At 56.6% G+C, this 24398-nt stretch carries 33 protein-coding genes and 1 pseudogene; 8 read left to right on the top strand and 26 right to left on the bottom strand.

Annotated elements, in window-relative coordinates; translation table 11 throughout:
* Positions 1–7: 7 nt before the first annotated feature.
* The 3 genes from gpM to GT753_RS05400 are packed head-to-tail and all read right to left on the bottom strand — an operon-like array spanning position 8 to position 2841.
* Positions 8–877 carry a phage terminase small subunit gene (gpM, locus tag GT753_RS05390; RefSeq protein ID WP_160125347.1) on the bottom strand — a complete coding sequence of 290 codons (870 nt, stop codon included), beginning with the start codon at positions 875–877 and terminating at the stop codon, positions 8–10.
* Between the two features lie 44 nt (positions 878–921).
* Positions 922–1968: a phage major capsid protein, P2 family gene (locus GT753_RS05395; RefSeq protein WP_049200208.1), complete on the bottom strand. Its 1047-nt coding sequence runs from the start codon at positions 1966–1968 to the stop codon at positions 922–924.
* A gap of 39 nt (positions 1969–2007) precedes the next feature.
* Positions 2008–2841 (bottom strand): GPO family capsid scaffolding protein, encoded by an 834-nt coding sequence (locus GT753_RS05400; RefSeq protein ID WP_160125348.1) that lies wholly within the window; start codon positions 2839–2841, stop codon positions 2008–2010.
* A 159-nt stretch (positions 2842–3000) separates the two neighbouring features.
* On the opposite strand from GT753_RS05400, the gene GT753_RS05405 reads away from it, so the two are divergent.
* A complete protein-coding gene (locus GT753_RS05405) occupies positions 3001–4722 on the top strand; it encodes a terminase large subunit domain-containing protein (RefSeq protein ID WP_126171267.1) in 1722 nt (573 codons plus the stop codon).
* Between the two features lies 1 nt (position 4723).
* Positions 4724–5779 (top strand): phage portal protein, encoded by a 1056-nt coding sequence (locus GT753_RS05410; RefSeq protein WP_079449391.1) that lies wholly within the window; start codon positions 4724–4726, stop codon positions 5777–5779.
* A gap of 414 nt (positions 5780–6193) precedes the next feature.
* Here the strand turns inward: GT753_RS05410 and GT753_RS05415 are convergent, their stop codons facing one another.
* From GT753_RS05415 to GT753_RS05505, 19 genes and pseudogenes are all read right to left on the bottom strand, one after another.
* On the bottom strand, positions 6194–6559 hold the full coding sequence (locus GT753_RS05415; RefSeq protein WP_160125349.1) for a type II toxin-antitoxin system HicB family antitoxin: 366 nt from the start codon (positions 6557–6559) through the stop codon (positions 6194–6196).
* Positions 6556–6831, bottom strand: a complete 276-nt coding sequence (locus GT753_RS05420; protein WP_049197967.1) for a type II toxin-antitoxin system HicA family toxin — start codon at positions 6829–6831, stop codon at positions 6556–6558. The genes GT753_RS05415 and GT753_RS05420 overlap by 4 nt, the downstream gene beginning before the upstream one ends.
* A 92-nt stretch (positions 6832–6923) precedes the next feature.
* A pseudogene (locus tag GT753_RS05425) lies at positions 6924–7097 on the bottom strand (ClpX C4-type zinc finger protein); the annotation flags it as partial.
* A 192-nt stretch (positions 7098–7289) separates the two neighbouring features.
* Positions 7290–7985 carry a DNA adenine methylase gene (locus GT753_RS05430; protein ID WP_160125350.1) on the bottom strand — a complete coding sequence of 232 codons (696 nt, stop codon included), beginning with the start codon at positions 7983–7985 and terminating at the stop codon, positions 7290–7292.
* Positions 7986–8105: 120 nt separating this feature from the next.
* Positions 8106–10646 (bottom strand): replication endonuclease, encoded by a 2541-nt coding sequence (locus GT753_RS05435; protein WP_160125351.1) that lies wholly within the window; start codon positions 10644–10646, stop codon positions 8106–8108.
* Positions 10643–11692, bottom strand: coding sequence for a phosphoadenosine phosphosulfate reductase family protein (locus GT753_RS05440; protein ID WP_254071032.1), 1050 nt, complete (start codon positions 11690–11692; stop codon positions 10643–10645). Before GT753_RS05440 ends, GT753_RS05435 begins: the two co-directional genes overlap by 4 nt.
* Complete coding sequence (locus GT753_RS05445) at positions 11686–11946, bottom strand: DUF3850 domain-containing protein (RefSeq protein WP_239505020.1); 261 nt, start codon at positions 11944–11946, stop codon at positions 11686–11688. The genes GT753_RS05440 and GT753_RS05445 overlap by 7 nt, the downstream gene beginning before the upstream one ends.
* The gene (locus GT753_RS05450; protein ID WP_160125352.1) at positions 11943–12764 is read right to left on the bottom strand and encodes a Dam family site-specific DNA-(adenine-N6)-methyltransferase; all 822 of its coding nucleotides are present in this window, start codon (positions 12762–12764) and stop codon (positions 11943–11945) included. Before GT753_RS05450 ends, GT753_RS05445 begins: the two co-directional genes overlap by 4 nt.
* On the bottom strand, positions 12761–13612 hold the full coding sequence (locus GT753_RS05455) for a 3'-5' exonuclease (protein ID WP_160125353.1): 852 nt from the start codon (positions 13610–13612) through the stop codon (positions 12761–12763). The genes GT753_RS05450 and GT753_RS05455 overlap by 4 nt, the downstream gene beginning before the upstream one ends.
* Before the next feature lie 3 nt (positions 13613–13615).
* The gene (locus GT753_RS05460) at positions 13616–13834 is read right to left on the bottom strand and encodes a TraR/DksA family transcriptional regulator (protein ID WP_046687301.1); all 219 of its coding nucleotides are present in this window, start codon (positions 13832–13834) and stop codon (positions 13616–13618) included.
* Entirely contained in the window at positions 13834–14559 is a 726-nt protein-coding gene (locus GT753_RS05465) for a hypothetical protein (RefSeq protein WP_160125354.1), read from the bottom strand. Before GT753_RS05465 ends, GT753_RS05460 begins: the two co-directional genes overlap by 1 nt.
* Before the next feature lie 159 nt (positions 14560–14718).
* Positions 14719–14916 carry a hypothetical protein gene (locus GT753_RS05470; protein WP_033640694.1) on the bottom strand — a complete coding sequence of 66 codons (198 nt, stop codon included), beginning with the start codon at positions 14914–14916 and terminating at the stop codon, positions 14719–14721.
* Positions 14917–14990: 74 nt separating this feature from the next.
* Positions 14991–15299 (bottom strand): hypothetical protein, encoded by a 309-nt coding sequence (locus tag GT753_RS05475; RefSeq protein ID WP_160125355.1) that lies wholly within the window; start codon positions 15297–15299, stop codon positions 14991–14993.
* A 95-nt stretch (positions 15300–15394) separates the two neighbouring features.
* On the bottom strand, positions 15395–15658 hold the full coding sequence (locus GT753_RS05480; RefSeq protein ID WP_160125356.1) for a hypothetical protein: 264 nt from the start codon (positions 15656–15658) through the stop codon (positions 15395–15397).
* An 11-nt stretch (positions 15659–15669) separates the two neighbouring features.
* Complete coding sequence (locus GT753_RS05485) at positions 15670–15927, bottom strand: hypothetical protein (protein ID WP_160125357.1); 258 nt, start codon at positions 15925–15927, stop codon at positions 15670–15672.
* A complete protein-coding gene (locus GT753_RS05490; protein WP_160125358.1) occupies positions 15924–16172 on the bottom strand; it encodes a hypothetical protein in 249 nt (82 codons plus the stop codon). Before GT753_RS05490 ends, GT753_RS05485 begins: the two co-directional genes overlap by 4 nt.
* On the bottom strand, positions 16169–16381 hold the full coding sequence (locus tag GT753_RS05495) for a DUF4761 family protein (RefSeq protein WP_160125359.1): 213 nt from the start codon (positions 16379–16381) through the stop codon (positions 16169–16171). Before GT753_RS05495 ends, GT753_RS05490 begins: the two co-directional genes overlap by 4 nt.
* Before the next feature lie 9 nt (positions 16382–16390).
* Positions 16391–16822, bottom strand: coding sequence for a GPO family capsid scaffolding protein (locus tag GT753_RS05500; protein WP_160125360.1), 432 nt, complete (start codon positions 16820–16822; stop codon positions 16391–16393).
* Between the two features lie 31 nt (positions 16823–16853).
* Positions 16854–17123 (bottom strand): DNA-binding protein, encoded by a 270-nt coding sequence (locus GT753_RS05505; RefSeq protein ID WP_142815474.1) that lies wholly within the window; start codon positions 17121–17123, stop codon positions 16854–16856.
* 87 nt (positions 17124–17210) lie between these two features.
* Between GT753_RS05505 and GT753_RS05510 the strand changes: the two genes are divergently transcribed.
* The 4 genes from GT753_RS05510 to GT753_RS05525 all read left to right on the top strand — a co-directional run bounded on the left by GT753_RS05510 (position 17211) and on the right by GT753_RS05525 (position 19495).
* Positions 17211–17510: a DNA-binding transcriptional regulator gene (locus tag GT753_RS05510; RefSeq protein ID WP_160125361.1), complete on the top strand. Its 300-nt coding sequence runs from the start codon at positions 17211–17213 to the stop codon at positions 17508–17510.
* A gap of 121 nt (positions 17511–17631) precedes the next feature.
* Positions 17632–18249 (top strand): type VI secretion system-associated protein TagO, encoded by a 618-nt coding sequence (locus GT753_RS05515; RefSeq protein ID WP_160125362.1) that lies wholly within the window; start codon positions 17632–17634, stop codon positions 18247–18249.
* Between the two features lie 6 nt (positions 18250–18255).
* Entirely contained in the window at positions 18256–19254 is a 999-nt protein-coding gene (locus tag GT753_RS05520; protein WP_160125363.1) for a tyrosine-type recombinase/integrase, read from the top strand.
* Positions 19247–19495: a hypothetical protein gene (locus GT753_RS05525; RefSeq protein ID WP_160125364.1), complete on the top strand. Its 249-nt coding sequence runs from the start codon at positions 19247–19249 to the stop codon at positions 19493–19495. The genes GT753_RS05520 and GT753_RS05525 overlap by 8 nt, the downstream gene beginning before the upstream one ends.
* Positions 19496–19645: 150 nt before the next feature.
* On the opposite strand, the gene GT753_RS05530 is transcribed toward GT753_RS05525, so the two are convergent.
* Together GT753_RS05530 and mntR are read right to left on the bottom strand one after the other, a co-directional pair.
* The gene (locus GT753_RS05530) at positions 19646–20011 is read right to left on the bottom strand and encodes a DUF4180 domain-containing protein (RefSeq protein ID WP_160125365.1); all 366 of its coding nucleotides are present in this window, start codon (positions 20009–20011) and stop codon (positions 19646–19648) included.
* A gap of 14 nt (positions 20012–20025) precedes the next feature.
* Positions 20026–20496 (bottom strand): manganese-binding transcriptional regulator MntR, encoded by a 471-nt coding sequence (mntR, locus tag GT753_RS05535; RefSeq protein WP_015377460.1) that lies wholly within the window; start codon positions 20494–20496, stop codon positions 20026–20028.
* A gap of 230 nt (positions 20497–20726) precedes the next feature.
* On the opposite strand from mntR, the gene GT753_RS05540 reads away from it, so the two are divergent.
* Positions 20727–22031: an Nramp family divalent metal transporter gene (locus GT753_RS05540; RefSeq protein WP_015377461.1), complete on the top strand. Its 1305-nt coding sequence runs from the start codon at positions 20727–20729 to the stop codon at positions 22029–22031.
* Between the two features lie 37 nt (positions 22032–22068).
* On the opposite strand, the gene GT753_RS05545 is transcribed toward GT753_RS05540, so the two are convergent.
* Entirely contained in the window at positions 22069–22818 is a 750-nt protein-coding gene (locus GT753_RS05545; protein ID WP_015377462.1) for an SDR family oxidoreductase, read from the bottom strand.
* A 99-nt stretch (positions 22819–22917) separates the two neighbouring features.
* Between GT753_RS05545 and GT753_RS05550 the strand changes: the two genes are divergently transcribed.
* The gene (locus GT753_RS05550; protein ID WP_075685547.1) at positions 22918–23295 is read left to right on the top strand and encodes a helix-turn-helix domain-containing protein; all 378 of its coding nucleotides are present in this window, start codon (positions 22918–22920) and stop codon (positions 23293–23295) included.
* On the opposite strand, the gene GT753_RS05555 is transcribed toward GT753_RS05550, so the two are convergent.
* Entirely contained in the window at positions 23292–24197 is a 906-nt protein-coding gene (locus tag GT753_RS05555; RefSeq protein ID WP_160125366.1) for a transporter substrate-binding domain-containing protein, read from the bottom strand. The two genes, GT753_RS05550 and GT753_RS05555, sit on opposite strands and share 4 nt — an antisense overlap.
* Between the last annotated feature and the right edge of the window lie 201 nt (positions 24198–24398).

Here is a 24398-nt window from a genome sequence, read left to right on the forward strand (position 1 = left end):
AGTCGTTTTATTCGGTGGCGTCCTGCTTGGCTTTCTTACCGGCGGCCTTGCCGGCGGGTTTTTTAGCGGCTGACGGCTTACGCGCGGTGCTGCTGCGCTGCCGGCGCGGGGTGGCCGGTACAGTCGTTTTTGATGCTGCTGCAGCGTCGGTTGTTGTCGCGGTGCCGGAGGTGTCGGCATCGTTATCGCCGGCGCCGCCGGTGTTCTGGCCGGCTTTCTTGACCTGGCGTGCCAGGCTCTCGATCGCTTTCTTCACGCCGGCGTTGGCGTCCAGTTTCAGCGCCTGGCGCAGCAGTTCCAGCGCCTTCGCCTGGGCGGCATCATCGCCACCGCGCAAGGCAAAGCCGCGCACCTTGAACAGCTTGGCGAGCACGACGTCAGGCATATCCTTGCCATCGACGATTTGCGCGAGCTCGTCCAGCACCTGCAGGTGTGCGGTCAAATCGGTGCTCTCGTCGGCCTTGACCTGCACCAGAATAGGATCGCAAAGCTCTTCCACGAGGGCCGTCGCTGCCGTGCGGCGGAACTGGTCAGGCATCGCGAGGTTGTGCTCGATGACATAGCGGCCGATACGCACCGCGAGCGGATAATCGCCGGCGTCAATCGCCCAGATCATCAGGGTGACGATGACCTCGTCCTGCCTGCCGCTGTTGCCGTCGAGCGTGCCTTCGATCCAGCCGTCGTACTGTGGCAACAGCTGCTTTTTCATCTCCGCTTTCGCCTGGTCGGACTGCACGCGTTTGAGTGCACTCTGATCCATGCGCAGGCGGTGCAGGATTTGTTCATGCGCGGTGCGGGCGGCTTCTGTGAACTCCTCGGTCTTACCGTGGCGTTCCGCCATCACGCGCTGAAAATGTCGTTGTGCCGGTGTCAGCATTGTCCTGTCCCCAAAGGGGGGCGGGCAGGTGCCCGCCCGGGTGATTAACCGCCGTTCTCAGGCTGCGCGAAGGTGATGCCGTCGATAAAGGCGACGTTGCCGTAGTCCTCGACCACGAAGTCATCGTTCGATGACTGGTAGGTCGCGACGCGGTTGTACTCCGGCTCTTCCTTGATGGTGCGACGCAGGCCGCCGCGCTGGTAGTAGATCGACAGGTTCTTAAACGGCGTGATCAGGATGCCGTTAACCGGGAAGAACGGCGCGATAAAGGTCGGCATGTTCCCGACGCGCTCCTGCGCAACAATGAGCTGACCGGCCAACATTTCGGTGTTCGGGTTGGTTTGGCTCATGGCGTTGATTGCCGGGAAATTGCTGGTTGTCAGCAGATCGCCGGCCAGGATCACCACGTTATCCGGGTTACGCTTGTGCCATTCGTCCATCAGGCTGTTTTTGGCGTCATACACCGCAGCCGATACGTTGCCGTAGGTGCCTTTGGTGATGATCTTGTTGTCGTCATCCCGCGAGGTGACCGTGATATTTGAAATAACGCGGTGTGGCGCTTCCTTACGGATTTTCTCAAGGAAGCCGATGCCGCAGTCCTGCAGCAGCGGGTTGGCGGCGCGGTTGGACGGATCGGCGTAGCTGGTGCCGTTGAAACCGATCATGATACGGTCAAGCGACATCTGGCGCGCCATTGCGCTGCTGATCAGCGGCTGGAAGTTAGGCTGATGCGCCCAGGCGTCCAATTGCTCGTAGCTGATGCCGTAGTCGTAGTTGACCTTGCGGCACATGTAGTCGTACGGCTCCATTTTGCTGTTATCGGCTGGATTGCGGCGCGTGGTGGTGCTGTTGTTCACGCCGGCCAGCGGGCCTTTGCTGCCGATCAGCACTTTCTGGCCGATCTGTTGGGTCACGCCGAAGACGTTAATCTTGCTCAGGAAAGAGTCGCTTTCCTGCGCAGCGGCTTCCAGCTTCTGCTGCACCGTCGGATCGACAGCGAATTTTGCCGCGACGGCGGCCGGCGATACGCGGTTTAGCTGGGCCTGCCGGCTGATGTACTGGTCGAACAGCTCGCGGGTAATGTTTTCCATGTTCGTTTCTCTTGTAGTGAATATCGGTCAGGCGCTGGCTTAGTAGTCAGCCAACTGCGCGTTGCCACCACCGCCAGCCGGCGGGCGACGGCTGAAGTTACCGTCCGTGGTTTCAACCTTCTGCTGCATTGCAGCCAGGTCAGCGGTCAACTTCGCGATGGCCTGCGTGTTGCTGGCGCTTTCCTGCGCAGTGGCGCTGAACTGGTCGGTCAAATCGGCCTGCGCCGTCGCCACGGCCTCTACCGCCTGATGCACCTGGCTGAAGCGTTCATCGTCGGTTTTCTTGCCCTTGCCGAGGATGCCCATGACGCGGGAGAACCACTCGTTGCCGGTGGTTGAGCGCGACTGGTCTGCCTGCATCAACTCAGCTTCGAAAGCGGCGGTGAACATCGTCGGCTCGGCATCTGCGGTGTTGAAGCGCATGATCTCCCCGCGCTTCTCTGCGGCGAATTTCAGCTTGTCAGTGCCCAGACTGGCCGGGGTATCGGTCATCGCCAGGCCGACCAGGTACGGGCCGTTGGTCAGTGAAAACTTTGGATGGATCTCGACGCTGGAATAAATCTTCTTCCCGTCGTCGGTCATGGTCTTCATGCGTGCCGTAGGCTCGATCTCTGCGTACAACGCAGCTTCGCCAGTCAGCGGGCCGTCGGAAATGTCCTCGGCGGACAGGGCCATCACGTCACCCATGGCGCAGAAGGTGCTGTCAGGGAACGGGGAAAGGTAGTGCTCGATATTGACGCGGGCGCCATACACCGCCGGGTTATACGACGCCGCCATCGCATGGATCTGATCGCGGGTGACCTGACGGCCGTCGATAGTGACGCCGGAGGTCATAACGCGGAATTTCTTACGGGTGCTCGTTGTGCTTGCCATGTCTGCTTGCTCACGATTCTGTTGAGTTCCCGGTGATGATGGCAGGGCGCCCGGCCCCGTCTCAACGCGTTGTTGTTGTCGGAGAACGGCGACAGCCGGCACCGCGAGAAAGCCCCCGCGCGCGCGGGTTAACCTCCCCGGCAGGACATGGGGGAGACAATGACGGTTCAGGAAACATTCACTAGGCACCGCGCACGACAGCTTTACTGGCAGGGCTATCCGCCGGCGGAAATCGCGCGCCTGATGGGTATCAACCAGAACACGGTTTACGCCTGGAAGAAGCGCGACGAATGGGACGAAACGCCACCGATCCAGCGCGTCACAACCTCGATTGATGCGCGCCTGGTGCAGCTGACGGGCAAGGACAAGAAGAGTGGCGGCGACTTCAAGGAAATCGACCTGCTGACGCGCCAGCTGAAGAAGCTGGACAACGGCACGCCGGCCACCCAGCCGAAAAAGAAGGTGCGCAAGAAGCAAAACTTCTTCTCTGAGTCGCAGATCGCGCAGCTACGGCAGAACATTCTGGGGTCGCTGCACTGGCACCAACGGGGCTGGTATGACAATAACCACCACCGCAACCGGGCGATCCTTAAATCTCGTCAGGTGGGGGCGACCTGGTATTTTGCGCGCGAGGCGCTGCTCCGCGCGTTATCTGATGATGTGAAAGAGACCTACCAGCGCAATCAGATCTTCTTATCGGCCAGCCGCCGGCAGGCGTACCAGTTCCGCAACTTCATTCGCTCCGCTGCGGCGGAGGTCGACGTCGAGCTGAAAGGCGGCGACATGATCCAGCTGTTCAACGGCGCCGAGCTGCATTTTCTCGGCACGTCGGCAGCGACGGCGCAGTCCTACACCGGAAACCTCTATTTCGATGAGTTTTTCTGGGTGGGCCAGTTCGCCAACCTGAAGAAGGTGGCCGGCGCTATGGCGACGCTGAAGGGGCTGACGCGTACCTACTTCTCCACGCCGTCGGCGGAAAGCCATGAAGCGTATCCGTTCTGGACAGGGGAAGCATTCAACAAGGGGCGCGCCAGCAATAGTCGCGTGGAGTTCGACACGTCCTGGAAGACGCTGAACAGCGGGCTGATGTGCCCGGACAAAGTCTGGCGCCAGATCGTCACGCTACAGGACGCCATCGATCACGGCTGGGATTTTACCGATCTCGATGAAATTCACGACGAGAACAGCCCGGAGGAATACAACCAACTTTACGGCTGCCAATTCATCCGCGACGGTGAAGCGGCCTTTGACTACAACATGCTGTTGACCTGTGCCGCTGATAGTTATGACGACTGGCTTGACTGGAAACCCTACGCCATGCGGCCGTTGGCCGACCGGCCGGTTTGGATTGGTTATGACCCCAACGGCGCCAGCGGGAAGGGTGATAGCGGGGGCATCTCCGTCAACGCCGTGCCGCTGGTCGCCGGTGGCAAGTTCCGCACCATCGAGACGCAGCGCATTCGCGGCATGGAGTTCGAGGCGCAGGCCAATCTGATCATTGGCATGCTGGATCGATATAACGTGCAGCATATCGGCATTGACGGGCAGGGGATTGGCGAGGCGGTTTGGCAACTGGTGAAGAAGCGGTTTCCGGCGGCGGTCTGCTACCAGTTCAACCCAGCCAGCAAGCGCATGCTGGTATTGAAGATGCTTCAACTCGTTCGTGGCGGTCGCTGGGAGTTCGACAGGGGAGAACGTGATCTGCTCACGGCATTCAGCGCGGTGCGCAAAGTGGTCACGCCTGGCGGGGTGATCACATATGACACCGACCGCAGCCGCGGCGTCAGCCATGGCGATCTTGCCTGGGCGACGATGCTGGCCATTATCAACGAGCCGCTGGGACAAGATGGCGGCAGCACTATGACGGTTATGGAGTATTAACGTGAGTAAACGAAAAACAGCGCGGCAGCGCCAGCAGCCCGCCGCAGACACGCAGCTTGATCTGGCGACCGAGCTGCAAAAACTCCCTGGCCTGAGTACCTTCTCATTCGACGGCCCCTGGCCGGTCAGCTCGTCCTATGACCTGCTCGACTCGATGTACTGCGCCGACAATGGCCGCTACTACGACACGCCGATCAGCTGGTACGGTCTGGCGCGCCAGTTCGGCCACGCCAGCTGGCACCAGTCGGCGCTGATATTCAAGCGTAATGTGCTGGCCGGTTGTTTCATCCCGCACAAGCTTCTGTCGCGCCAGGCGTTCTCGGCCTTCGCCATGGATTGGGTGGTGTTCGGCAATGCTTATCTGGAGCTGCGCCGCAACGTGTTAGGCGGGCCGCTGGCACTGCACCACACGCTGGCGAAGTACACCCGCCGCGGCTCTGACCTGGATACTTACTGGTTTATCCAGGCGGGGTTTGATGATTATCAGTTCCCTACCGGCGCCGTCTGCCATGTGATCAACCCGGACATTCACCAGGAGATCTACGGCATGCCGGAATACTTCGCGGGCCTGCTGTCCGCGAACCTTTCGCACTCGGCCGACACGTTCCGCAAGCTGTACTACGACAACGGCAGCCATGCCGGCTGCATCGTCTACGTCAACAGCGCCATCGCCGATCAGGAGAGCCTCGACAAGCTCAAGAAGACGCTGACCGACACGCGCCGCGGCGGGGCATTCAAAAACATCCTGCTGCACGCGCCGAACGGCGGTAAGGACTCGGTGCAGATCCTGCCGTTCAGCCAGATCTCAGCCAAGGATGAATTCCTGGGCGTCAAGTCCGCCACGCGTGACGATATCCTCGCCGCGCACCGCGTGCCGCCGCAGCTGATGGGCGCCATGCCGGAAGGTAATGGCACCTTCGGCGACGTTGAGAAGGCGGCGCGGGTGTTCGCCATCAACGAGCTGACGCCCATCATGGAAGCCATGAAGCACGTCAACGACTGGATGGGGGAGGAGGTGATCCGCTTCAACCCGTATGCACTGCTCGATGTAGAGTAGCCCCGGCGCTGCAGCACGGCCGCCGCTGTCTATGGCGGCCATCCCCCGCATCACGCGCCACGCCCATCACTTCTAACCGCTCCCCACCGCCAGCCGCGCTATGCGGGCCGCTGGCGCGTTAACGCTCGTTCATCACCTCAATAGCACCACGACGACGAGAGCCTCACAGCGGCCGATTCAGGCAACACACGACCCCCTTCCCATACCCCAAAGCGCGCGCTTGCTCCCCCGCCTCGCCTGCGCGCCTCACACCCTCTTTTTTGTGCAAGATCCAAAGTAGATCTAACCCGCGCCAGTACTGGCGCAGGTTCGCAATGGGGGAGATCGAATTATTGTGCAAAATTGTGCACGTTTTTGCATTGCAGATGACGCATTTTTGAGGCTCAACGGTTGAGCCTCGTGTGAGATGGAAAATCAGGCGTGTTTCATGCGCTCGTTGAGGGTTTCAACGATAAAAGCATTGACCGAAACCTCATGTTCTGCCGCTGCCTGATTCAGCCGTTCGCCGAACGATTCCGGGTAGCGCAGGGTAAACGTCTTGATTTTCTCCTGGCGCGCGTATGGCTCGATGCCGGCGGTGCTGCAATCGTCCAGATATTCGCGCAAAGAGATCTCGCCCTCTTTTTTCAGCCCCTGGATGCTGTCGGAAACGAAATCGCAGTAACCGGACAAGCCGAGGAATTTACCGCGGAACGCGCCCAGTTCCGGCACAAAACTGATTACCGCCGGTTGCCCGGCGATCTCCATGGTGTTTGGGGTTGCTGCTGCTGTCTTCGTCATGGCTTAACTCCTATGCTTTCCAGCCATTCGCGGAGGTTGACCACCGCGCCTTTGTCCGTGTCCGGCGATGGGTGGGGGCGGTGAAAGTTGGCGATGCTGCCATTAAGCAGGAACTTGCAACGTGAACCGCGGCCCTCTTTGACTTCGCCACCCAGCGCTTTTATCAGTGATTCCACATCTGACCATTTGATCCCGGAGAGAACAGGCGTTTTAAATATCTGTTCTAACGTGTTTTTTTGCCGCTTCCTTAACGCTGAAACTTGTTCTTTCATTTCGCAGTCCGTGAAGTCACTTTATGAAGTCATTTTGATGGTTTGATAATGTGAAGTCAAGTTGTGAAGTCACTTTATTAGCTTGTCCTAAAATCACTGATGATATCCTCGCAAAGATCGACACATTCATTGCAGATGTATACCCGCGGGCCAGCTATCATCCTGTTAACTTGATGATTACTCTTTCCACAAAAGCTGCAAAAGTACTCTTTGATTTCACCGATTTCTGATGGTGCAGGGGATTGGCGTTGCTCTTTTTCTCCCATTCCTTCAAATAGTTCGTGATTTTTCCTCACGATGCGGGCACACCCAACTAATTCATCTGCGGTGATGTTCGCGGTCAGCATGACGTTTTGTAGGCGGCTGGTGATACCGGCCATCTTTTTGGCGTGGTCGCTGTGATGATCTGGTTCTGGAATGTGGTGACGGTGTAGTTCGTGTGGCATAAATCCCCCTTATTACGGTTCTTGATGCGTTTCTAATAATGCGGCCATGATCGCTGCGCGCTCGGCAGCAGGCAGGGCGCTGTAGTTCTTGGCCCAGCGCTTCGCCTTACGCTTGATTCGTTGGCGATCGATGTAGTTCGCGCCGGCAAAGGCGTGGCTGTAGGCGTTCCCTTCGGCAAAGTTCATCCATAGCTGCTCGGTGCGCGGGCCGCCGCGAGTCATCACTTGAAATTGGATGCTGCGCCAGTCGCCGAGCAACTCGTCATAGAGCGCGGACGGATAGCCGGAGATCATGACGTTGGCGGGCACAGTGCGCAGCACGTCGATCAGGCGGCGGTGATCGTCGACGGTATACTCGTGACGATACCGCGCGCGGCTGGTGCGAGTTTCTGGGAGATAGGGCGGATCGACGTATATCAGCGTGCGGCCGTATTTTTCAAAAGGAACGGCACGCAGCAGCTTCACCGCGTCACCGATCTCAATCATAAGGCGCTCGGCCTGTTCGTCCAGGTAGTCTGGGTTTCCCTGGCAAAATGCTTCAACGGTTTCCGGATCGATATCCCACCCAATGGAGCGGGCCGCGGGTGGTTTACGTAACATGATGGTGCCACCGCCGAGGTGCGTTTCGATGTAAGTATCATGTGGCGGCATTTGGCTGATGATCGCCTGGTATGCTCCGCTCGCCGCTTTGCTCCCCAAATATCCCATTTGTCGGTACCTCATAGTTGTTAATGACGGTGCTGCAGCGCAGCTGTTTTTGTCTATGCCGCGTTATGGCCAGAACAGACAAATTCGTCTGTGCGCTCCGGCCAACATCGCCGGCTATGGCTATGAAATGCGGCGCAGCCGCTCGACGCGTGCCAGCAATTCCAGTGATTTGTGAAGATGATCCGGCTGGAGTGCCGACAAACTGCCATCGTGATTTGCGCGATAACGCTGTCCGGCCACGTTTAGCGTGGCGCCGTCAGCCAGGCTGAACGCCTCGCGCCTGGTTAACTCGATGCCAATACTGGATGCGGATTCGGCTATCAGTGCCGCGCGTGGTGCCAGCTGCTCTCGCCGCTTCTGCCGCTGCTCTTTTTGGCGGTGTAAATCATCCTCTGCGCGCAGTTCTTCAACTGATAACGGCGCTTTCTCCGACGGTGGGCCACCGTCCGGATCGTTTTTCAGTCGCCGGAGCAGTGCCCGCCGTTCTTTGCGGTCGAGGCTTTCAAAATCTATTGGCGCGTCAGCTGGCACAGTCGGCGCTGGCTGTACTCGATGCATTTCACTCGTGGATAAACTGCCGCTGTTTTTGCTCGGTTCTTGCTCAGGCGGACAGTTATTGCCACGAGTCCAAGGGGCGGCGGCTGCGCCGCCACCCTCAACGTCAACCCCCTGGCGCGCGGCTTCGCCACTCGCAGGTTTACGTTTGCGCTTCAGTGTCCAGGTGTCTGGGTGGGTGCAAATACGCGACGCCTCTCCGAGCATTGGTGACCAGACGCCGAAGATCTGAATGCCGAGTTCGCCGTAGTCGTTGGGTTTTTCTGCCTGAAGGTAGGCGGTGTGGACGATGTGATCGTTACGCGGCGTCAGTACGCCGCCTTGTTTCAATATGTACGTTGCAATGCAGCCGGCATCGGCGGCATTCATCACGTCATCCATGGCTTTATCGCTCAGTCGCTGGGTTTTCTTGGCGTCGATACCCTGCCGATCAAGCTGGGTCGCCAGCCGACGCAACTCGCGGTAAACCTGGCGTGATGGGATGCCGAAAAACTGGAATTGGTGCACGCGGTGCAGGCTGGCCCAGCCGAGCGCATGCTCGACCGTGTCGGCCATACTTTTGCCGCTTTCGTGGTCGACCGGCGGCTCACCGGTATCTTTGTTCGCTTTTCGCAAGGGCTCGGCGTCCAAGTTCTTACCGATATAGGTCGCGATGTAGCTGATTGGCGATCCCTTTTCCGCAGTGATCAGTTCGGTCTTGAAGCGCGGCGTTATGTCGTCGCCAAGCTCGGCGCGATCGTCGCGAATGGCGAACTCCTGCAGGATGCTGACAATGCCGTCGCGGTCATCTGGACGGCAAAAAACCATCATGTGCCAGTGGACAGTGCCGTCGTGATGCGGCTCGGCGACGCGAATACCGTACCAGCGCAGCCCCTGACGGTTCAGCTTTTTGCGGACGCTGGCAAAGAATCGGTTAACCAAATAATCGTTACTGTCTCGAACGGTTTTCGTTGCCCATTTAGGGTTTAGTCGCCCGTCGATCATGGTGGCGTGAAAACGTGATGGGGTGGTGATCGTGCACCAGACCGCGCAATCGCCGCGCATTTCGGCAATATCCTGCATGCCTTTGACCGTGGTCATCATCTCTATGCGGCGGTGGCGTGGATTGCTGGGGCCGGCGTAATAGGCATCTTCAAGATCGATGGAAAAGCCGTCTTCGTTGGTCAGCTCGAAGGCTTTCAGAAATTCACGGGTGCGCCGGCGTTGCTCGCGGAAGTGTGTCAGCGCGTCGGCGCTGATGTAGGCGGAATCCTGCTTACGTACCAGACCGGCGGCGCGCAACAGCTCTTCGCGCCAGCGGGAACGTAACGCCCACAAATTCGTAAACCACCAGTTCGCGCAGCACATTCTGGCGATGGCGCCGGGGATTTTGTCGTAAGGCGGTTCACCGCGTCGGCGCAGATAAGGGTTCAGCGAATGCCAGCAGGGCGGCGTCACGTTGAAGCGTTCGGCCTCAGTACCCAGCGACACGTAAACGCGCAGGATTTGTTCAAGCGTGGGATCGCAGGAAATATGGCGCGAGCTCTGCTGCTCGAGCAGGGTTTCAAAGTGGGCGGCGGTGAAGGTTGCCAGCAATTTTACCGCGCGCTTGTCCAGCTCAGGCAGGCGCAGCAAATCGTCTAGCCGCTCACGGCGGGCAACGAGCTGCAGGCCAAAGGTGAGCTGTTTGGCCTGCATCTTCTCGACGCGGGCCAGTATTGTCTTGATCGTCCGCAAGATGTAATTGCGGGAGAGTTTCTCACCGTTGCCTTTCTTGCTCTTACGAATGGCACTGATGCGTGCCAGCAGCGGCGAGCGAATAAAATCGGGCTGCGCCATCAGTGCGCCAAGTACCAACTGAACCTTGCCTTCACCGCGGCGCTGTTCCGCCAGAATGGAAAGCTGCGAATCGCGATCACGCTCCTGATCCGCGGTAACCTCAAGCCAACGTTGCCGGCGACGCTGCGCGTCGGTGAGTTTCAGTTCTTTTTCAGCGTCTTCGGTATACGGGTTGATCCCCCGCTTCGGTGCATTCCAGGGATAGGGCCAATCAAAAGCAACTGCGCCGCGGCCCGGGTAGGGGCGCGGCGGGGATGGTTCGCGACGGCCTTTGGTACTTTTAGTCATTCGCAAACGCCGGCGTAAACGCTACTGCAAGCGGTGTGATCGTTCATGGCGGCGATCAGATCGAACTGCTGCCCGCCCCTGGTGGTTAGGGCCCAATCGCGATAGGTTTCGATGCCATGCGATTCAACCGTGATGCACTCGATTCGGCTTTCCGCTTTTTTCGGATCTTGAGTCGCGGGAAAGAAGGTGCTGTTCTGGCGGCGAGAGCAAGCGGCGACCAGCTTTTCCCATCGTGCAACGCGGGCTATCTCTTCCGGCCAGCGGGTAAAGATCTCGGCCAGCTCGGATTTGCGAGCGTGAATACATGGCATGCAGCCGACGCGGCTACAGCCTTGTGTATACAGCGGATTCGGCTTGATGCCGTGGTGTTTGGCAATCGCGAAAACGTCGGCATGTTTCCAATCGAGAATTGGCCGATAAATATTTAGGCCCGGCGTTTTATCGGCATCGCTTTCCCACGCGGGCAACCCCGCGCGTTGCGGCGATTCCTCCGCCCGAACCCCTTGCCAACTGATCACCTCGTCATACTCGTCTAGCAAAGGCGCAACCAACTGATCGCGGATCGGGATGTGCTTTAACTCGAATGTGCAGAAGCGGGCCATTGTTGACGGAAAACGACCCTTCCACATGCAGAGATCAAGGAATGGCACGCCGGTTGGATGAAGGGTTTCAAGTGCCAGGGCAACGGTCTTTTTTGCCTCTTGCTCAGTCAGCCCACACTCAGTAACAAGTGTTACGGGCCAGTGCTCGGCAATAAACCGGCGCTTACCTTCAATGCGCGCGGTAAAGTCGGCTTTGACGCGGCGAATCGGCCCTAACTTGGATTCGAGATAATCCAGGTATTTCATTGTTAACGGGTGTTCGTGGCCGGTGTCAGCAAATGCGGGAATAATCTTGACGCCGGCAGCAAGTGCAAGCAGCCATTGCGCCAGGCTGTCTTTGCCGCCGGAAATACTGATCACGTTTATGGCGTCGGTAGCGAAGACACGATCGTCGATCAGCGCCGTTCCGGCAGGATATGAGATAGCACGCAAAGGCATCAGCATTTGAACGGCCCCCGCTCGATACTCAGCATCACGTAACCCGGCGCCCATTCGGCCAGGTCGGTGATGTGGGTGATACGCACCCAGATGTGCTCGCCGGTAAATCCTTCCAGGTGACCAAACTTTGTATAGCCGTTCAGACTCAGCAGATCGCCGACGGCAAAGTCACGGTCGTTAATACGGAATTCGGCTCTTTTCGCGCCACAGTTGACGGCGGCGAGGTGTTCCGGGTGGATCTTCAGGTGGTGTTTTTTCACGATGCCGCCCTCATGGTCGCGATGATCTCGCCAGCGTCTGCACGGCTGGCAGCTTTGGCGCTGACAGAGCGGCGGGCAGCGATCGAGGTGATAGTGAAATCGGCGTACAGCGCTTTGGCTGCATCCGTCTCACTGTTCGAGGCTACGACGTGGCGGCCCAGCTTGGCGGCGATACGAAGCATGCGCGCCAGCTTGCTCTGCTGCTCGTTGGTAAAGCCGTCAGTGTGATAACTGGTAAAGTTGGCGGATGCACTGGCTGGAATGTACGGCGGATCGCAATAAATCACGTCGCCGGCCTGAGCCATCCTGATCGCCTCGGGGAAGCTGCAGCACAGGAAAATGGCTTTCTTGGCCTGCGCCTTTTCCGCAAAGGCTCTGATCTCGTCTTCTGGGAAGTAGGGAGCTTTTCGATGACCGAACGGCACATTAAACTCGCCGCGTAGGTTGTAGCGGCAAACACCATTGAAGCCGTGGCGGTTCAGGTAAAGGAACTGAGCGGCGCGGTACAGGAAATTGCTATCACAGCGCAGATTGAATTCGGCCCGCACAGCGTAATATCCAGCCTCGCTGGCGTGCTCTTTGAACAGGTTGCGCGCTTCACGGATCAGAACGTCCGGCAGGCTTTTGGCGACGTTGTGGAAGTTGATCAGATCGCTGTTGATATCGCACAGCAGATAGCTGTCATAGTCGGTATTGAGGAAAACAGCGCCGGAGCCGACGAACGGCTCAACCAGGCGCTTACCTTCCGGCAGGTGCCGGCGCAGCGTGTCGATAATGCGAGCTTTGCTGCCGAGCCACTTCAGCGCCGTGCGGTTCATGCGTCACCGCCTGCAAAAACGACATCAGCTACAGCGAAACCCTTCAGCTCATTACCATCATAAATTGCTGCTATCACTTCAGGTGAAATCAGTGCATTGATGACGCCAATCATTCCGATGATATAGGTGCTGTCGCAGATACCTACCGTTGCCGCTGTCTTTTTGGCGAAATATTCAGAACACTTAACGCGATTATCAACCAGAGCTGTGATCGCATCTGGGTCTACCTGAAATAACCCGTTAAGGATATCGACAGCTTTCTGTGCCGTTATTCCGTGCGATGCGCGGCGATCACCTCCTGCCGCCATTTTCTTAATCACGCCGAGGGTGGTCAGGCAGTCAGAAAGGGCGCGATGCGGCGTTCCTTCAATAATGACGCCTTGCTGTTCAGCGGCGGCGGTCAGCTTTTGCCATTTATATCCGCCGCGCTCGCTTTTCTGGCCGTAAAATTCAGCGTATGCCAGCATGGCGCATTCAAACTCTGGTCGCTCGATATAAGATGGTTCTGTAAGCCCCCAATCATCATTGGTCTGATCTAACAGCCTGGTGTCATAGTCGCTGTTATAAACCACAATTTTTCGGCCGCTGATAAGTTGGTAAAACTTGGAGCGCACGTCCGGCCATGATGGCGCATCAGCTACCATTTCGTTTGTAATACCGTGAATGGCTATCGCGGAAGCTGGGATTACGCTTCGTGGTTTTATCAGCGTGTTGAGTAGAATCGTGCCGTCAGTGTCGATGATGGTGACTTCTACGATCTCGGCGTCATCGCCAAGCCCGGTGGTTTCGGTGTCCAGAATCAGGACGTTGTCGCGTAACCATTGCTGCGCTTGCTGTTGTGGTGTCATGACTTACCCCTTGATATGCCGTGCTTTGGCTTCGTGGATTTCCTGGCAGGTAACGCAGCGCGTTACGCCATGGACGATGGCGCGGCGCGCTTCAGATATCGGCGCGTCGCAGGTTTCACAGGTGAAAGCAGAAGGCCCGCATTGCTGCGGGCGGGCGTTGGCGATTTGAGACTCAAGAATCAGCTGGTGCCGTTCTTGTGCCATATCGATCTGATCAGCCATTACCATGTAACCCCGTTAGCTTCCGTTACTGGCTCTCCCGGGCGCTTTGCATAGGGCAGGTTGATCAGTACACGGATTGCCATGGCGCCAACTTGAGCGGCCTCGCGGCGCACTTTTTCTAGTGATCCGTTGTGATAGTGGTAATCGATCGCCGCCTGGGTCAGTTCGCCGGCCTCTTCGTTGAGAATGGCGGTTGCATGAACAACATCCGTCGGCCAGGTAGGGTGTTTGTTCTCAGCTGCGCTCAGCTCTTCCCTGATCTGAGTAATAGCAACGCTTCTCAGTACATCGCGGAAATACACGCCCCCTCCATAACGGGAGAATTTCGGGAAGGGGGAACTTACGTTAAATAGAAGATCTTCCTGGATTTGCTGACTGATGTTTTCGCTAACGGTTGCAGCAAAGTCGACGCCAACATAGGTGCATTTCAATTTGTCTTGTTCGGCAGTGACCTTTTTTAATGCCTGATTCTGATCTGCAATAAAATTGCGGGCTTTTTCCCACTCGCTTTCGCCGGTGTACTTTTCTAACCATTCCGGGTCAATTGAATGGATGATATTAACGAGGCTTAACCAAGCAGCTTTATATTCTTCATGCTGCCCAGCCTCATTAATGAAGTTTGCCACCGAGTTTAATTCACGTATTGAGTCATTACATGGTTCAATAGCACGAACAAAACCGATAGCACGATTTACAGCGTTCATTGCGTCTTGTTTGTTAGTCATCATTTTCACCTTTAAGTGATTAATCGTAATTACGTTGTTCAGGCTGCAAACACTGCCGATTGAATGCGCGGCAGAATTTGCAATAGCGGTAGGCAACCCAGCCAACCAGCCCAAACGCGACAACCGCCCAAACGGCGGCGAGAGTGAAGCAGAAAGCCATCATTGGGGCTTCTCCACTTTTGGTGCGTCGGTAGACCGGCGGATGTTGATCCAGTCCTTCAACGTGCTTAATACCTGATCGCGGGTGAAGTTATCCGCGGCCAGTCGGTCAAGTTTGCTTTCCAACAGCTCAAGCAGTTGCAGCCGCTCAGAGCGGCGGGCATTCATAAACGCTTTGTGTAATTCGTCGTCTTGCATATCCCCCTCCTGATTTCAGGGTGTAAGAAACCCGCCACCATGAAGGCGGCATTATTTTTAACAACGCTGTTTAATTAATCGCAGTCAGCAATATTTATTAGTGACGGGATATCGCGATTTAACTTTTGTAGAAGTTTTATTCCTCGGAAAACTGCACGCCTTTCTGCACGACTCATTTCCTCGAACTTCATTTCGATGTGTTGAGCTGTTAACTTTATGCGGCTATCAATATTACCTAATGTGCAAATGGCTTTTTTTTCACTCGCCATCAGCTTGTTATAAAAACAGGCAGTGTGATTTTTGTTTTTAGCGCGCGCCAGTAATGACTTGGCGTTATTGACGAAACGCTCACCGGATTTTATTTGCTCAACTGTCATGCTCATAAAAGCCCTCACACTGTTGCCTATCTGGGAGCGCATCCCGTGACGCCAATCACCCACCGTTAAAGGTTGAGATGCGCTCTCAGATAGGGCCGGGCTTACCCGGCTACGATTTTCTTGCTGACAACCGCTAACCAGTTTTCGTAAAAATTGACCTGGCTTTTCATGCCGTTGTAATACCAAGCGCGAGTTTCCTCTGCAATGAACAGGGAAAGTTTGTGATCAATGTTGTAGAGCGCATCTGCCGTGTGTTCGAGCGCCGTCAGAACAGACACAGCATCAAAACCGTCATTTTCATCCGGTTTGAAATACTCGGCGACCAGACTGTCAGCGGCTTTAAGCCAAATCTCTCTAATATCCATTGTTCGGCTCCTTACACTTCAGGTTGCGGAATATCGCCGTTGTTACAGCGCATGATCAAGCGATCGATAACGGCGGCGGCCGGGCCATCGCCAGCAGCCTCTGCCGTACTCAGCAGGCCAGTCAGTCCGATGCACAGGCGGAAGGCGTAATCGTTCAGCGATACCTGGCGAACCTCTGGCGCCACAGCGGAAGCTCTGTTCAGATTGGTCGCTTTGGTGTGGTACTGCAGCAGCAGCGTGTCGATCAGAATGCGGTAAGGCTGTTTCATGCTGGTGTGTCCTCTGAAAATGTCGCCGGCTTTTTGCCGTAGCACTGCCAATACTTCGCGGCGTTCTCGATAACGATGCTGGCAGCAGGGTGACCGGCATAGCGCGCGGCGTCTGCGATACGTCCGAGATTGATCACTGCATTCGCCGATTCGCCGACCGCGCGTTCGGGTTTCATGTACTGCATGCGCTTGGCGTATTGAGCGATCACGGCGTTTGCTGCGTCGTAGAATGGGTTGCCGCTCATGCTGGCCTCTTGCCGTTGATCATCTTGTCCACGGTGCGCATGGCTTCCGCAAGCGCGAAATCACGACCGAAATAATCCCCGTTGCTCACCAGCTGGTAGGCCGTGCGATTCGTTTCGCTATGGCGCGGGCACTTTTGAATAGTGAACCCGCGATAAACGAAAGTGTGTTTCGACAGCTGGATAAGGGCTTTAGGCTGGCAGTTGCTCATTATTCCGCCTTATTCCATCAACATGAATTTATTCAATGGTTGGAGGTTTTTAATTGCAGGTTTATCCGTCAACGTCACTCCGACTACGGAACCATCAACACGTTTTTTCCCCAAAGCATTAGATTCTTCGACGAATTCAATGGCTGGAAATATTTGTATTCTTTCCAGATAGTCGCGAGATCTGTAGCTAAACCATAATTCGTTTGGTTCTATGAGTGCGTACAGGCAAACATTATCGTTTTCAACTTCTGACTTAATCTCGATAACGCTCCCCATACTCACTAGGTATTCCTTCCTTGCATATCCAGCGCGTACGGAAGCTTGATATCTATGGCATGCATAATTTTCAGCCAATGCAATTAACTTTTCTGCGCTGATATAACGGCCGTCTGTTGTTTCCCCTTCACGCGCCAGCAAGATCCAGAATGGTGTTTTGTTCATGCTTTCTTCCTCAGCCCGATTGTGATTGGATTTATGACCCCATGCGCTCGACGTATTTTTCGGCGTTCCGTTTGGCGTTCAGATAAATCGCGTAAAGATTGACGCGGCGCTTTGCGCCTTTCTTCGCCTGCAAGATTGGCAGGGCTCCAGTGTCCGCCTGTGTGCGGATGGTCTGCGGATTCTTGCCGATACGACGCGCATACTCCGAGATCGACTCTTCCAGTAATTCACCGAAAGGGTAGTCGGCTGGAAGCTGGTTGCCCCTTGGCCCAATCACCTTTTTTTGTCGGTTTTTGCTCATAGTGATAACCTCTAGGATCGCGCAGTTTTAAGTTGTTACAGGTTCATATCTATGAACCAAGGTGACTTTAGTTCATAGGGATGAACCATGTCAAGCACTCTAGGCGACAAAGTAAAAGCGATCCGCAAGAGCGAAGGGGTCAGTCAGAGCGATTTTTGCGAATTAACAGGCATTTCAATTAGCACCGTGAAGAAATATGAAACCGGTGTGATAGAGCCTGGCGGGACAACACTGATGAAGATCACGCAACACCCTCGGTTTAAAAAATACACTATGTGGTTAATGACTGGGGATGCCGCACCGGAAATCGGGCAGATTTCTCCGGCTCTCTCCCCTGATGGGCTAGAGAGCACATCCAACCCCCCAAAAGGCCAGAAGGCTGGCTGATAGCTTGGAAGCTTATGAACGCGTGGGGCAGAGGTGGGATATGTGCAGAAAAAATAGCTTGGTCTGAGTGATAACCAAGAAGACAGGAAACAACTAATAATAGAACCTATGGGATATTAAAATGAAAAAAACATTATCTTTTATTGTATTTAGTTCCTTTTTTGGAATCGTTCATGCTGAAGCTAATATTTCTGACAAAATAGGCCAGTGTCAGAAACTCACCAGTGACACTGATAGACTGGCGTGTTTCGATAAGGTCGGTAAACTGAAACCAGATGCTAAAACTGAAAGCGCAGAATCTTTGTCTGTTGGTAAATGGGACTCAAGAACTGAAAAATCCCCCATTGATGATTCTAATAATGTGTATGTTTTTCTGCCGGCTGAAAATGAAGTCCAAGTTCAGTTTAAGGGAGCAATAGTCCCCACATTATATGTCACTTGTAGAGAAAAAAAGACAGAGCTATTTGTCGACTGGAATACTTTCATTGGGGTTGACCGGACACGTGTTCTTACCCGCATTGATGCCCAAAAAGCAGTGAATAGTACATGGCTCATTTCCAGTGACAGCAAGGCAACATTCCATAGCGGGCAAACTGTTTCATTTATTAAGCAGCTTATGAAAAGCAAAAAGATGTTCGTACAGGTCACCCCGTATGGTGACAGCCCTGCTCAAACCACTTTTGATTTATCAGGGCTTAGCAATGCCATTAAGCCATTGCGTGAATCTTGCAAGTGGTAAGTAAGCATGAGCATTAAATCTCTTGGTGCTGATGGCTACATGGTGGACGTGCGCCCCCAGGGTAGAACAGGAAAGCGTGTCCGCAAAAAGTTTAAGACGAAATCCGAGGCCCAACAGTTCGAACGTTGGATCATTGCGACGCGGAACAATAAAGACTGGATAGACAAACCAGCCGACCAACGACCGTTAACTGACCTTATCGATCTCTGGTGGGATCACCATGGTCAGCATCTGAAAGACGGGGTGAAGAGAGCGCAGAAATTACGCGTGATGGCTGAAAAAATGGGGTATCCCAAAGCCAGCCAGATCACCCGCACTTTCTTTGCCGATTACAGGGCGCTGCGATTTGCTGAAGGCAAGAAGGCCAAGACAGTCAATCTTGACCAGGAAATGCTGGGCGGCGTGTTCTCCGTTCTCATTGAGCTGGGGCATTACCACGGCGAGCACCCGCTCAAGGCCATGAAAAAAATGAAGCTGCCGGCGCAGGAAATGGGCTTTCTTACCCAGGCCGAAATTGCAGCGCTGCAAGGGCGGCTCGACGGCGAACACCTGAAAGCTGTCCGCCTTTGTCTGGCTACAGGGGCCCGGTGGGGCGAGGTGGTCAAGTTACGTAAAGAAGAGGTGATCGGCAACAAAGTCACCTATCTGAACACCAAGAACAACAAGAACCGGACGGTACCGATCTCGCCCGAACTCTGCAAAGAGATCACCAGTGGCGTCAAATCTGGGCCGTTGTTCAAGGATTTGAATTACCCCTACGTCAGGTTGTGCGTGAAGGAAGTGGCGCCCGGCCTGCCGGCGGGACAGGCGGTGCATGTGCTGCGGCATACGTTCGCCAGCCACTTCATGATGAACGGCGGCAACATTCTGGCGCTGCAGCGGATTTTAGGGCATTCGAGTATTTTGCAAACTATGGTTTATGCGCATTTTGCGCCTGATTATTTGGAAGACGCAGTAAGATTTAACCCACTTGTAAGCGTAAAGGAGAGCGTTACCCATGAGTGATAAAAATGAAATTCCTATGGAGGGATTGTATGTTTCCACGATCCCTGGCGGCGTGCGTTTAGTTGTAGTCGATGTAAACGTGGTCGATGAAGAGGAAGACGAGGAAGGGGATGACGTTTTCTTCCTGGTAACAGCAGTGAGAGAAGGCGACGAAGACGATATGTCTGCATCAAGCTGGGAGTATGATCCGGAGGAATGGCGTGAAGTTGTTGAGAGGAAAAAACTAAAATTCGTTGGCTAGGGCCATGATCCACAAATTGACCCAAACGCCCACGCTATACCCATTTTAAGCACGCAGTTACAGGTATCTAAATTACTGATAATCCTGTAACTGCTTGTTTTTATTACCCTCGAAATGGCGGCGAAAGCCTCCCTTTTTTATTGCCTGCTTTCAGGCGCCAAGGCGCTGTTCGAGCTCGGCGAGAGAAGGGAGGAACCAGACCTGTTCGCCGCGATTGGCTTCACGCACAAAGTCTTGCAGCGCGTTGCTTTGTGCCAGCCAGGGAGTGATATCGCCCAGCAGCGCCACACGCAGGCGGTAGTTGATGAATTTCTGCAATACGGCGCCGGCCACGCCGCTCCTCAGCTGGAAAAAGGCGGCGTCCAGGCGGCTGACGGGGAGGACGATCATCTCGGCCTCGTGTTCAAAGGCGGGCGCGATAAACAGGCTGACGTCATTTCCATCTTTCAGCATCGGCCCGGCCTCGGCGAAAACCACCAGGCGCAGATCATGAATTTGCTGCACGGCGTAGCTCATCGGCGCTCCGGGGCTCAGGGTTTGGCGTGCTGCTGCAGGTAGTGCTCGAACACCGCCAGCGTTTCGTCCGAGATATGGTGTTCAATCCCTTCGCTGTCCAGCTCGGCGGTTTCGCTCGGCACCCCGAGGCACATCAGCAGATCGACCACGATGCGGTGACGGCGGCGCACCTTCTGCGCCAGCTGCTCGCCTTCCTCGGTTAGAAACACCCCGCGATAAGGGCGCGACTCCACCAGCCCGGCGCTTTTGAGCCGCGCGATATTTTTGATCGCCGTCGGGTGAGACACGCCGAAACGGCGCGCGATATCGGTGGTTCTGGCTTCGCGGGTGCTTTGCAGCAAATCGGCGATCAGCTCAACGTAATCTTCGATCAGCGCATTGGACTGCGCTTCGCGGGCGCGGCTAAAACGCAGGGCGTGCTCGGCCTCGTCCGGCATGTCGGTCAGGGCGGAGCGGTCGGCGTTATCTGGCGCGCGGGTAACCATAGCGTGGGGCGTCCTGTAAGCATAAAAATGGTGTCTCCCGGCAATGCGGGGAGGGTTGCCCTAAGTTAGTCCAAATAGCACACATTATCAATTCGATGCCACGCATTGTGGTAGTTAGAAATATCTCTACACAAAGCCAATGAATTTCGCCTGTTGCATAAAGTGTAGCCGATGCTACATTGTCAGCATGACCGGTGGAAAAATAACCAGCAAAAGATTAAGGGCAATTCATGCGTGACGCGGCAACCCCCTCATCGTTAACCGAACGGACCAACATCGCGATTGGCGCCGCCCTTGCCGGACGCAAGCGCGGTGCCTTCACGCCGTTGCTGTTCGCCGGCCCGGCGGTGATTGCCTCTATCGCCTATATGGATCCCGGTAATTTCGCCACCAACATTCAGGCCGGGGCGAAATACGGCTACAGCCTGCTGTGGGTGGTGGTGATGGCCAACCTGATCGCCATGCTGTTTCAGGCGCTGTCGGCCAAACTGGGCATCGTCACCAACCGCAATCTGGCGGAAATGTGCCGTGACCAGTTTTCACGGCCGGTGGTGATCGGCATGTGGCTGCTCAGCGAAGTGGCGGCGATGGCCACCGATCTGGCGGAGTTTCTCGGCGGGGCGATCGCGCTGGCGCTGCTGTTCCATATGCCGCTGCTGGCGGGGATGGGGGTGACGGCGGTGATCACTTATGCGCTGCTGATGGTGGAGAAAAAAGGTTTCCGCCCGGTCGAGCTGATGATTGGCGGTCTGGTGGGCATCATCGCGCTGTGCTACCTGGTGGAGATGTTCATCGTGCCAGTGGACTGGCAGGCGGCCGGCCTCGGCATGGTGACGCCGCAGTTGCCGGATGCGCAGGCGCTGACCATCGCCGTCGGCATTATCGGCGCCACCGTGATGCCGCACGCCATTTTCCTGCACTCGGGGCTGACCCAGCACCGCAGCCCGGCCAGCGACAACGGCGAGCGGCGCAAGCTGCTGCGTTTTTCCAATATTGAAGTAGTGATCGCGCTGGCGCTTGCCGGGCTGGTGAATATTGCGATGGTGATCATGGCCTCGAGCGCCTTCCACGCCGGTAACAGCGACGTGGCCGAAATCGGCACTGCCTACCATACGCTGACGCCACTGTTCGGCGCGGCGGCGGCCGGCATCTTCCTGGCTTCGCTGATCGCCTCCGGCATTTCCAGTTCGGTGGTGGGTACCATGGCCGGGCAAATGATCATGCAGGGCTTCGTCGGCTTCCGCATTCCGGTGTGGGTGCGCCGCCTGGTGACCATGGTGCCGGCGTTTATCGTGGTGGCGATGGGCGTCAACGCCACCGACGCGCTGGTCTACAGCCAGGTGGTGCTGAGCCTGGCGCTGCCGGCGCCGATGATCGCGCTGGTGATGTTCACCCGCCGCCGCGACATCATGGGCGAGTTCGCCAACGGCCGCTGGACCAGTCTGGCGGCGGTGGTCGGCACGGTGGTGATCGTGCTGCTCAACGTGGTGTTGCTGCTGCAGACCTTTGGCGTCGACATCCCTGGATTGGGGTGATCTTGCGGGCCGCGCGGGGCGCGGCCGCGTCGCTAAATTATAAATTCCCCACGCCGCCGTCCATTTGCAGCTCCGCGCCGACCATAAATGCCGACTCGTCCGCCGCCAGAAACACCGCCGCTTTGGCCAGCTCCAGCGCGCTGCCCATGCGGCCGATCGGCACCAGCGCGCGGATATCGTCGCGTAAGGCCCGCTCGTCCGCTTCCGCCAACCCCAGTTTACCCAATGCCGGGGTTTCGGTCGGGCCGGGGCTGAGGCCATTAACGCGAATGCCGCGCGCGTGCAGCTCGCCGGAGAGCGTTCTGGCCAGCGATAACAAACCGGCTTTGCTGGCGGCGTAGGCGCTGCTCTGCGGCAGGCCGATATGGGCGCTGACCGAACCGCACAGGATCACCGAAGAAGGGTTGGCCAGCAGCGGCAGCAGCGCCTGGATCAGAAAGAACGGCCCCTTCAGGTTGATGTCCATCAGCCGCTGATAGCTTTGCTCATCCCACTCCTGCAGCGGGCGATGCGTGACGTCGCCGGCGTTGATGTACAGCACGTCCAGCCGCGGCCACCGCTGCTCCAACTGCTGCGCCAGCGCGCGCTGCTGTGGGATGTCGCCGGCGTCGCTCAGCAGCAACAGCGCCTTGTCCGCCAATGCCTGGCCCGCCGCGTCCAGGGCGCGTTGGCTGCGGCCGGTGATCGCAACCAAAGCGCCCTCGGCGATGAACTGGCGAGCGGTTTCCAGCCCGATGCCGCTGGTGCCGCCGGTAATCAATGCGTATTTGCCTTGCAGTCGTGACATAACCGATTCCTCTTTAGCGTCTGTTACGGCATTATTTGCGCTATAGTTCCTTTTGCATAGTAGGCACCTTTTGGATACTAAAGGACGAGGAGGGATGAAATGACGACGCAAGCGCCCTTAGAGGCAGAAAATAATTTGGCGGCCTTGCCGACGGCGGGCGAACCCTGCCCGATGGTGGACTTCGTCAATCTGGTGTCGGGTAAATGGGCGATACCGATCTTGTACCGGCTGATCATGATCGACGGCCCGGTGCGATTCAGCGAGCTGCAGCGGGCGGTGGCGCCCATTGCGCAGAAGGAGCTGACGCGCCAGCTGCGGCTGTTCGAACAGCGCGGCCTGGTGACGCGGCAGGTGTTTCCCGAAGTGCCGCCGCGGGTGGAGTATCAGGTCACCGCGCTGGGCAAATCGCTGCGGCCAACGCTGGACTCGCTGGCCGAGTGGATGCGTCGGCATGCGCCGCAGCTGATCGGCGGCTAGTCGCCGATGCCCGGCGGGTTGATGGTGGAACGCTCGACCTTTTCGTCGCCTTCGCCCCAGCGTTCCAGCACCTGCGCATATTCGCCGCTGACGATCGCGCCATTGATCGCGGCGTTGACGGCGTTCACCAGCCCGTTGCCTTTTTTGGTGGTGACCGCGACATAGGCCACGCTGGGGCCGATGCCGACCATTTTGGTTTTGCCGGTCAGCGCCGCCTTGTAGGCGCCGGTGGAGTGGGGGCCGAAGAACGCATCGGCGCGCCCGGACTGAATGCTGAGGTTGGTGGCGGCGTCGTCGGTCACGTAGATCGGTTGTACCGGCGGCAGCCCGGCGGCGCGATTTTGCTTATCCCATCCCAGCAGAATGTTTTCCTGATTGGTGCCGGATCCGACGATGATCCGCAGACCGGCGACGTCCTGCGGCCGGTTGATCGCGGTGATGTGGCTGGTGGATTTGACGTAAAAGCCCAGCGTGTCCACTCGGTAAGTGGCGAAGTCGAATTTGGTTTTACGCTGTTTGGTGACGGCGATGTTGAAGATTGCCGCATCGTATTTGCCCGTGCTGATGCCCAGCGGCCAATCTTCCCAGGAGGTGGGCACCAGATTCAGCTCCAGTCCGAGGCTATCCGCCACCAGGCGGGCGATGTCCGGATCGCTGCCGATCAGCGTTTTATTGTCTTCGGCGAACAGCGCCAGCGGCGGGGAGTTCTCGAATGCCACCGCCACCGTCAGCTTGCCTGGCACCGCGAAGTGAAAGTTCGCCGGGATCAGCGCGATAGCGGCGGGATTCTTCTCTGCGTGTATCGGCTGTCGGTTAGCCTGCAGGTCGATACCGCCCGTCGTGGCCGCCTGCACGGCGGCGCTCAGCAACAGCGCGCACAGCGCCGAAATTCTCGGTAACATAACACCCTCTATCCTTTGTTAATCATGGAGTTACTATTGGCGGCGGCGCGGGGCAAGTAAAGCAACAATAGTGAATAACCAAAGTGAAAAGATGCACAAGCGGGGGGCCGGGCTGCGCGAATCTGCAGCACTCGACGTGGAAAGTGCGCAATCAGGTTGAAAGCAGTAGAATTTGTCACTCATACTGCGTACAGATAATTG

The sequence above is a fragment of the Serratia sp. Z4 genome (assembly GCF_009900725.1).
GTDB classification, from domain to species: Bacteria; Pseudomonadota; Gammaproteobacteria; order Enterobacterales; family Enterobacteriaceae; genus Serratia; species Serratia nematodiphila.